Source organism: Aquidulcibacter sp. (genome assembly GCF_044346625.1).
In the GTDB taxonomy this organism is placed as follows: Bacteria; Pseudomonadota; Alphaproteobacteria; order Caulobacterales; family Aquidulcibacteraceae; genus Aquidulcibacter.
Genome location: NZ_JBIIYV010000089.1, coordinates 1 through 8,835, shown reverse-complemented (window position 1 = coordinate 8,835; position 8,835 = coordinate 1). Strand labels below are relative to the sequence as shown.

The 8,835-nt window shown below is 56.3% G+C and carries 9 protein-coding genes and 1 tRNA gene; 3 read left to right on the top strand and 7 right to left on the bottom strand.

What is annotated here, in order from left to right; genetic code table 11:
* Positions 1-171: 171 nt before the first annotated feature.
* The 5 genes from ACIQ20_RS14650 to murA form a co-directional block, all read right to left on the bottom strand.
* Positions 172-606, bottom strand: a complete 435-nt coding sequence (locus ACIQ20_RS14650; RefSeq protein WP_367178396.1) for a low molecular weight phosphatase family protein — start codon at positions 604-606, stop codon at positions 172-174.
* Between the two features lie 14 nt (positions 607-620).
* Positions 621-1,094: a UPF0262 family protein gene (locus ACIQ20_RS14645; RefSeq protein WP_395781558.1), complete on the bottom strand. Its 474-nt coding sequence runs from the start codon at positions 1,092-1,094 to the stop codon at positions 621-623.
* Between the two features lie 39 nt (positions 1,095-1,133).
* On the bottom strand, positions 1,134-2,438 hold the full coding sequence (hisD, locus tag ACIQ20_RS14640; RefSeq protein ID WP_395781556.1) for a histidinol dehydrogenase: 1,305 nt from the start codon (positions 2,436-2,438) through the stop codon (positions 1,134-1,136).
* Positions 2,439-2,508: 70 nt separating this feature from the next.
* The gene (locus ACIQ20_RS14635; protein WP_395781554.1) at positions 2,509-2,943 is read right to left on the bottom strand and encodes a DUF2948 family protein; all 435 of its coding nucleotides are present in this window, start codon (positions 2,941-2,943) and stop codon (positions 2,509-2,511) included.
* Positions 2,944-4,221, bottom strand: a complete 1,278-nt coding sequence (gene murA, locus ACIQ20_RS14630) for a UDP-N-acetylglucosamine 1-carboxyvinyltransferase (RefSeq protein ID WP_395781552.1) — start codon at positions 4,219-4,221, stop codon at positions 2,944-2,946.
* Positions 4,222-4,490: 269 nt separating this feature from the next.
* Between murA and ACIQ20_RS14625 the strand changes: the two genes are divergently transcribed.
* Together ACIQ20_RS14625 and ACIQ20_RS14620 are read left to right on the top strand one after the other, a co-directional pair.
* Positions 4,491-6,857 carry a TonB-dependent receptor gene (locus tag ACIQ20_RS14625; RefSeq protein ID WP_395781550.1) on the top strand — a complete coding sequence of 789 codons (2,367 nt, stop codon included), beginning with the start codon at positions 4,491-4,493 and terminating at the stop codon, positions 6,855-6,857.
* Between the two features lie 74 nt (positions 6,858-6,931).
* Positions 6,932-8,062 (top strand): alkaline phosphatase D family protein, encoded by a 1,131-nt coding sequence (locus ACIQ20_RS14620; RefSeq protein WP_395781548.1) that lies wholly within the window; start codon positions 6,932-6,934, stop codon positions 8,060-8,062.
* Between the two features lie 3 nt (positions 8,063-8,065).
* Here ACIQ20_RS14620 and ACIQ20_RS14615 read toward each other — a convergent pair whose 3' ends face one another.
* On the bottom strand, positions 8,066-8,218 hold the full coding sequence (locus tag ACIQ20_RS14615) for a hypothetical protein (protein WP_395781546.1): 153 nt from the start codon (positions 8,216-8,218) through the stop codon (positions 8,066-8,068).
* A gap of 93 nt (positions 8,219-8,311) precedes the next feature.
* Here ACIQ20_RS14615 and ACIQ20_RS14610 point away from each other — a divergent pair.
* Positions 8,312-8,386, top strand: a tRNA-Thr gene (locus ACIQ20_RS14610).
* Positions 8,387-8,451: 65 nt separating this feature from the next.
* Here the strand turns inward: ACIQ20_RS14610 and ACIQ20_RS14605 are convergent.
* Positions 8,452-8,835, bottom strand: a 384-nt coding sequence (locus ACIQ20_RS14605; protein ID WP_395781544.1) for a hypothetical protein, incomplete at its 5' end; no start/stop codon positions are given.

Genomic DNA, 8,835 nt, shown 5'->3' with positions numbered 1-8,835 from the left:
GCCAAACCCAAAATGGTCGCCCTCAACGCCCTCATGCGAAAACTCATCACCCAACTCAACGCCATGATGCGAGACCACACAGACTGGGCAAAAACCACTCCATCTTAAACACGGTTGCTCTCCCCCTTAGGGGCGAGGGGAGAAGCATCGGGCATCGCTCAAGGCCGCCCCCTAAAGCTTCAGCATCGCAAAGCGTTTAGCAATCTGCCGGTCCAAGGCGTCGCGGACATCGCGGTAGGTATCCATGCGGCTATCACGGCTGCCCTCTACAGCCGAAGGGTCCATCGTTGGCCAATATTCGACTTCGACGGCCAAATGGCGGGTATATTCCAACGCGCGGTGGTGGGCTTGGGGGGCGAGGGAGATGATAAGGTCGAAGCTATCATCTTCTAAATCCGCAAAGGTCTTGGGCCGATGCTTGATGATATCGACGCCCAATTCATCCATGACCATCACGGCCATGGGATCAACTTGATCAGCTTTACGTAGACCACAGGAATCGACAAACACGCGGGTGCCAAACCTGCGCTTCATCAAACCTTCAGCCATAGGGGAGCGAATGGCATTCATGGTGCAGCAAAACAAAACAGATTGAGGCGGGCGCACCAGATCCAACGGTGTCAGAGCCTAACGTGCAGGGCGCAGATCAGCGTAAACAGTCGCCGTGCGGTATCAAAATCGAGGGCGACCTTACCCTCGAGGCGCGCTTCAAGCAGGCGTGAGCCTTCATTATGCAGGCCGCGTCGGCCCATATCGATCGCTTCAATCTGGGTCGGAGTCGCTTGACGGATTGCCTGATGGTAGCTCTCGCAGATCATGAAATAGTCGCGAACCACCCGCTTAAAGGGCGAGAGCGACAGGACAAAAATCCGTACATCGCCGCCGTCGAGCAGTTTAACATCAAAGACCAGCTTCTGATCGACCACCGACAAGGTCAGTGCGTAAGGACCATCAGGCCCATCAATCACATCGAAGTGGTTGGCTTCAAGAAGGTCAAAAATAGCGACGCGGCGCTCATGCTCCCCATCGGCGGTTTGGGCAGCCAGCGATTCCTCGTCAAGGCGGACATCGGCGATACGGCGGTTGTTGGACATGGGCTATCCTTGCAAGAGGCGGCCCATCGGTTCAAGCCCTCAAGCCTGATTTGCTGCCTTTAGCCGAAGCGCGATGCTGGCCGCATGAGCGGGCAGGCCCTCTGCGGTCGCAAGGCTAACCCCTGCCGGGCCAATCGCGGCAAGCCCTTCAAGGCCTGTACCCATCAATGTGGTGCGCTTCATGAACATATGAGTGGATAGCCCCGAAGCCCAACGCGCACGGCCACCGGTTGGGAGGACATGGTTTGGACCAGCCAAATAATCGCCCAAGGCCTCTGGAGCATGGCGACCTAAGAAGATCGCACCTGCATGACGTACGAGGTTGGCGAGAGCATCGGGATCATCCGTCGCAATTTGCAAATGCTCTGGTGCGCCCTGATCGCTTAAAGGCACTGCATCTTCAAGGCGATCCACCACGATCACCGCGCCATAGGCCGGCCAAGACAAAGCGGCTTCAGGTCCCGCCTCACCGCGCGCAATCATGCCCGCAACGGCGTCCAGCACGCGCTGACCAAAGGCCGCGTCATCGGTAAACAGGATGGATTGGGCCACGGCATCATGCTCGGCCTGTGCCAACAGGTCAGCGGCAATTATGGCGGGGTCATTTAGCGCGTCGGCGATGATGAAGACTTCAGACGGCCCTGCAACGGAGTCGATTCCGACCGTCCCGAATACCAGCTTCTTGGCGGTGGAGACCCAAGCATTGCCCGGCCCTGCGATCACGTCGACCTTAACGATTGGGTCTGCGCCATAGGCCATGGCGGCAATGGCTTGCGCGCCGCCGACGCCATAAATCTCATCTATCCCCGCTATCTTGGCTGCTGCTAGAATAGCTGGGTTCTCGGCAAGCCGTGTCGGGGGCGTCATCATAACAAGACGCGGCACACCAGCAGCCTTGGCGGGTAGTGCATTCATCAGGACCGAAGAGGGGTAAGCAGCGAGACCACCTGGCGCATAAAGGCCAGCCGCATCCACCGGCGTCCAGCGCCAGCCAAGGGTGACACCTTGTGCGTCAACCCAGCGGGCATCTTCAGGCTTAGAGCGGACATGATAATCAGTGATGCGCTGGGCGGCGAGCTCAAGCGCCTTTACCACGGACGGGTCACAAGCCTTGATCGCTGCATCGACTTGGGCGGCAGTCACGCGGACCGTCTGTGGTGTCAAAGCAAAATCGTCAAACTTTTGGCTGAGTTCTGCCAGAGCGTGAAAGCCCCGCGCCTTAACGTCGGCCAAGATCGCGGCCACGCGGCCTTCAACGCCGTCCACCGCATCGCCACGGGTTTGCAAGAGGGCTTGGTACTGGGTTTGGAAATCAGGTGCGCTGGCTGAAAGGAGACGGGTCATGGTCGGTATTTAGCGCGGCCTTGCCCCTTTGGGGAGGGCAAGGGTGCAGACCCCGACCAAAAGCCTCAGTTCAAAGGTCGTGCTTGGGCCTTGCTACGGCTTCGCGCGGTTCGCTTAAATCTGCCAAGGTCACGTCGATACATTCGGCGTGCAGCACGATTTCGCCGCCATCGGCGAGGCCTAAACGCAGTTTTCCGCCGGGGGCTTCTTCGGGATCAAACGTAATGGCCAAAAGGCTCGCAAACGCATCGCGGCGCGATTGCGCAACCTTTTTCGACTGGACGCTCAAGACGCTATCAAATGCCACCGCAGCCCAAACACGTTGACCCGCCCCCTTCTCAACCCCGGCTTCCCAGACAAACCGCTGGAGGCGCAAGGTAAAGCGGCGCTTGGTGGGCGACCAAACGGCATCAGAGACTTTAAAAATCGCATCTTGAACGGCGGCTGAGATGATCGACAGATCCGCCTCATCTTCAGCGAGCAGCCGCAGCGACGAATGAGCCACCTATTCCTCCGAACCGGACAGACGACGAATTTCCGCGCCACAGCCCGACAATTTAGCCTCTAAACGCTCAAACCCACGGTCCAAATGATAAACGCGCGAGATGATTGTTTCACCCTCTGCCATCAGGCCTGCAATGATCAGGGAAACCGAGGCACGAAGATCGGTCGCCATAACGGGCGCACCGCGTAAGGTCTCGACCCCGCGGACAACGGCTTCAGAACCGCGTACCGAGATATCTGCCCCCAAGCGACGCAATTCTGGCGCATGCATATAGCGATTTTCAAAGATGTTCTCACGGAAGATCGAGGCACCATTGGCCCGTGTCATCAAGGCCATCACTTGGGCTTGGGTATCGGTTGGGAAGCCCGGATAGGGTTGGGTATCAATATCAACGGGCTTGAGGGGGGTCGATGGATCACGCGTGATCTTCACCCAGTCTGGCCCGACATCGACATGAACGCCCGCACGTTGCAGCACGTCGATCAGGGACGAAATTGTCTCAGGCACCACATGGGTCAGGGTCACTTCACCACCAGCGGCTGCGACGCAACAGGCATAAGAGCCTGCTTCAATCCGGTCTGGGATGACGCTCCACGTTGCGCCCTTCAGTTCATCCACACCTTGGATGCGCAAGGTGGAAGTGCCGATCCCTTCGATCTTGGCACCCATCGCGACCAAGCAATGAGCGATATCACCGATTTCAGGCTCGCGAGCGGCATTTTCAAGGACGGTCTCGCCCTTCGCCAAGGTGGCGGCCAGCATCGCATGCTCTGTCGCGCCAACAGACACGAAGGGAAATACAATCTTTGCACCTTTAAGACCGCGCAAGGCAGCGGCTTTCACATACCCGCCTTCAATCACGATATCGGCCCCCATGGCCTCAAACGCTTTGAGATGGAGGTCAACCGGACGGGCCCCGATGGCGCAGCCACCCGGCAAAGACACGGTCGCATGGCCAACGCGCGCCAAAAGTGGACCCAAGACATTAAAGGTCGCACGCATTTTCCGCACCAAATCATAGGGTGCGATCGTGCTGGTCAGATCTTCTGCATGCATGGACAACCGACCGCTGCCCTTCGGCCAAAAGCACGTCACGCCCAATTGCTCCAACAGCTCGATCATAAAGCGCGTATCGGCCAGTTCTGGCATGTTCTTCAGAACCAACGGCTCGCGGGTCAAAAGGCTGGCGGCCTGCAATTTAAGGGCAGAATTCTTAGCGCCGGAGATGGGGATAGAGCCTTTCAGCTGCGTCCCGCCGACAAGGGCAATACGGTCCATAATGCTTCTTTTCTGACACGTGAAAGTGTGACACTCGCTTATGACAAGCTCGCGGCTTTTATCAAGGCAATGGCCTGCATCCAACCAACCCATTCGGGCAAAAATGAGACTGAACTGTGAGTAACCTGCAGATCCGTACAGCCAGGGGAATGTGACAGGGCTGTTACCGAAGATTTTTGAAACTGTTGCTAATGCGTTGCGCGTTCGTCACGTTGCGCTCCTAAGCCCCCACCCAATGATCGGCTTGTCCGATTCCTAAGGGGAAAACCATGAAACTCAAATCTATGATGTTCGCATCGGTCAGCTTGGCCGTTCTGTGCGCCGCTCCAGTGGCCTTCGCACAAACTGCACCGGCAACTACCGAGCCAGCTGCCGACCAAGAAGTCGAAACCATTGTCGTTTATGGCGCGGCAAGCTCACGCCAAACCCAAGCGGTCACCGCTTCCGCCATCTCCCTTTCAGCGCCAGGCGTAAGCCCGCTGAAAGCGATTGAGCGTCTGCCAGGCGTGAACTTCCAGTCCGCCGATGCGCTCGGCAACTATGAGTGGTCGACCCGCATCTCCGTTCGTGGCTTCAACCAGAACCAAATGGGCTTTACGCTGGACGGCGTTCCTTTGGGCGACATGAGCTATGGCAACCACAATGGTTTGCACATTTCACGCGCCACCATCTCAGAAAACCTTGCTCGTGTTGAATTGAGCCAAGGTGCAGGCGCACTCGGCACCGCTTCTTCATCCAATCTGGGCGGCACGCTGCAATTCATCTCGCGCAATCCAAGTGATGATTTTGGTGGTCAATTGAACCTCTCGGGTGGCAGCGACTCCTTGCAGCGCATCTTCGCCCGCGTTGAGACCGGCACCCTTGATGCTTTGGGCGGTGGCAAAGGCTATGTGTCTGTGGCCAGCACCAAGCAGGACAAGTGGAAGGGCGTGGGCGAACAGAACCATGACCAAGTCAATGTCAAATATGTCCAACCCGTTGGCACCGCGACCGTGACCGCTGTCTATAATTGGTCTGACCGGGCCGAGAACGACTATCAGGACTTGAGCCTCGAGATGATCCGTCGTCTGGGCTATAACTGGGACAATATCTCCGGCAACTACGCCTTGGCCAATCTGTTGGCGGATATCGCCAATAACCGCGGCGATACAGGCGCAGCTGTTTCTAACGCAGCAGCTGGTCGCGTTTACCCAAGCCCAATTACCTCAGTCGATGATGCGTATTTTGATGCAGCAGGCCTACGTAAAGACAATCTGGCTTATGTTACGCTCGACATGCCGGTCACCGACAAAGTCGTTCTGACTGCCACGGCCTACAACCACACCAATGAAGGCCAAGGCATTTGGTTCACCCCCTATGTGGCAACCCCAGTTGGCGCACCTGATCAAAGCGGCAGCCCAATTACAGCCCCATCGCCGATCTCTGTTCGCACGACTGAATATGAGATTGCTCGCACGGGCGCTTTTGGCTCGCTCACGATTGACGCAGGTGCCCACCAAGTCTCGACCGGTTTGTGGGTCGAAAACAACCAATTTGACCAAGCCCGTCGCTTCTACGGCTTGGCACGTGCAGCCAATACCCGCCCCTCGCTGGACTTCATGGCGAACCCCTTCTTCACCCAATGGGCTTACCGTTTTGACACCTCCACCCTGCAATTCTTCGTGCAGGACAATTGGAGCGTGAGCGACACGTTGACCGTCAACCTCGGTTTCAAGTCGGTTCGTGTGACCAATGAAGTGACAACCACCACCATCAATAATGGTGCCCCAACTGCAGCGAACGGCATCAGCGGCAAACTGCGCACCAGCGAAGCCTTCTTGCCACAAGTGGGCTTCAAATATGAGTTGAGCCCAACCAGCAATGTGTTCGGCACCTTCTCGCGCAATGTGGCCGCCTATGTGTCGGCGGCAACTGCTGGCCCATTTGCTTCACGCAACCAGGCCAATGTGGACGAAACCACCCGGACACTGGACCCAGAAAAGTCGACCACTGGCGAATTGGGCTGGCGCGTTCGCGGCGACAAGTTTGAAGCATCCGTAGCGGGCTATGTCGTCCGCTTCGAAAACCGTTTGCTGGGTATCTCGCAGGGCGCTGGCATCGTGGGCAACGCGCCTATCCTGTCCAACGTCGGCGCGGTCAATTCTTTTGGGACCGAGCTTGTCGGCATCTATAAGCTGACGGATGAGTTCAACGTGTTTGGCTCGTTGACCTATAACAAGTCCGAATATGCCGACAATGTTGTCAATCGTGCAGGCGTTGTGGTCACGGCTACAAAGGGCAAGCAAGTCGTCAACACGCCAGAACTATTGTTCAAGGGTGAGCTTTCCTATGACAATGGCAGCTTGTTTGCCAAATTGGGCGCATCTTACACCGGCGAACGCTACTTCACTTATCTGAATGATGATGTGAATGGGAAAGTTGATGCTTACACCCTGGCCGAAATCACTTTGGGCTACCGCTTCGGCGGCAATGACTTGCTGGAAGGTCTTGAAGCTCAGTTGAACGTCACCAATGCGAGCGATGAGCAATATGTCTCGACCATCGGTTCGAACGGCTTTGGCAACAGTGGTGATAACCAAACGCTACTGGCCGGCGCGCCTCAGCAAGTGGTCTTTACCTTGAAGAAAGCCTTCTAGTCACCAATCCCCCCCGGGTACTTGAGGGGTTCAAGGCTCTGGCCTTGGACCCCTTTTTTCTAAGGAGCTTTACCATGACATCCAGCAGACGTGATGCCCTAACCCTTGCAGCAGGCCTAGCAGCAGCCCCCAGCCTTGCAGCCGCAGCGCCAGACGTATTGCCCAGCGGTGCGCAGGCAATTGCAGGTAAAGCTCTCACCCGTATCGCATTTGGCTCTTGCGCGAAGGAGTCCAAGGATCAGCCGATCTGGGATGCCGTTTTGGCGACCAAGCCTGACCTTTTCATCTTCCTTGGCGACAATGTCTATCTCGATACCCGCGACCCCAATGAGATGCGCGCCAAATATGCCCAATTGGCGGCAAAACCCGGCTTTCAAAAGCTTCGCGCAACTACCCCTATTCTGGCGGTTTGGGACGATCATGATTATGGTGAAAACGATGCGGGCAGCGAATATCCAATAAAAGAAGAAGCCCGCAAAATCTTCTGCGACTTCTGGGGCGAAGCCGCGACCAGCCCACGCCGCAGCCGCGATGGTATTTATAGCGCCTATTTGTTTGGCCCTGCAGGCAAACGAATTCAGATCATTCTGCCAGACCTGCGATTTAACCGATCCGAGATCTTGAACCTTGATCTTGGCGGCAAAAGCTATGCCGATTGGGAAAAAGAGCTGGCGGCGGCTGGCAAGCCGGTTCCTGGCCCCTATGCCCGCAATCCAGAACTGAAGGCGTCGATGCTGGGCGAGGAACAATGGCGTTGGTTGGAAGCGCAGCTGCGCTTGCCAGCGGATGTCCGTATTCTCGGGAGCTCGCTGCAAGTCATTGCCGACTTCCCGGGCTGGGAGGCTTGGATCAATTACGCACAAGACCACCAGCGCCTGATTGAGACGATCCGCAAAACCAAAGCGAATGGCCTCATCTGTTTGTCGGGTGACACCCATTATGGCGAGATTTCGCGTCTGGACGCCAATGTCCCTTATCCATTGTGGGATTTCACCTCTTCCGGTCTCACCGAAGTCTGGCCAGTCCTACCGCCGAATGCGCTGCGGGTTGGTGAAGCCTTCCGCGCCCGCAACTTTGGCCTCATCGATATTGGCTGGGACAAAGTGGGCGGACCAAGTCTGCGCGTCGATATCCGTGGGGAGCAGGGCCAAATAGCGCTGAGCCAGAACGTCAATGTCGCGAGCCTGCGGGTGGGGGGTGCCTAGGCCTTAGTCGGGGTCTGATTTGCGGGCCGCCTCTTTACGGCGCTTCAGATTATCTCGCAAAGCGGCCTTTAGCCGATCTTCTTTGGTCGGCTTCTTGCCACCTCCCGACTTGGGCGGCGCGTCAGCTGCGTTTTTAGGAGGTAGCGATTCGTTCATGTGAAGATGATATGCGTCAGACCCCTTTTCAGAAAGGGGTAAGCGGGGTATCAGCGCGCCTTCAACGACAGACGCAGGTTTTCCGCGTCCAAAGCCGCAGTAGCTCAGTGGTAGAGCGCATCATTGGTAATGATGAGGTCGGGAGTTCAATCCTCCCCTGTGGCACCAGTTTTTCCTTGTAAATCAAATATTTGAAACATAATCCGAGCCTTGAAATAGGTTATAAAAGTTACCTACTTTTTCTTTGCTACCAATTTGCTACCAAGGTTTGCAAAGTGTAGGCATGAAGAGCACTGTGGATAACTCTGCCAGTCCATCATATCGGGCGCATTCCATATGCGACGAACAATGGCGATCGGCGGTTTGTTGCAACTTGCAAAAGCAAGCCATGATGCCAGCAGGCTGTTTGGTAGTTTTGTTGCGTTGGACAGCGCACGGAAACTGCAATCCTGTTTCAACTTAGCTAGGACCAATTTTTCCAAGCTAGAATTGGCGACTTTTGTGAAGGGTTTCGGATGCCTCTTGGCGTACGAAAGTGTCCAGGGAACGAATCTTGGTTGTTGTCGGGTGGTGCTATGGGGATTTCGCCAAAGGTGGGGGTTGGGCGCGGGTTTTAG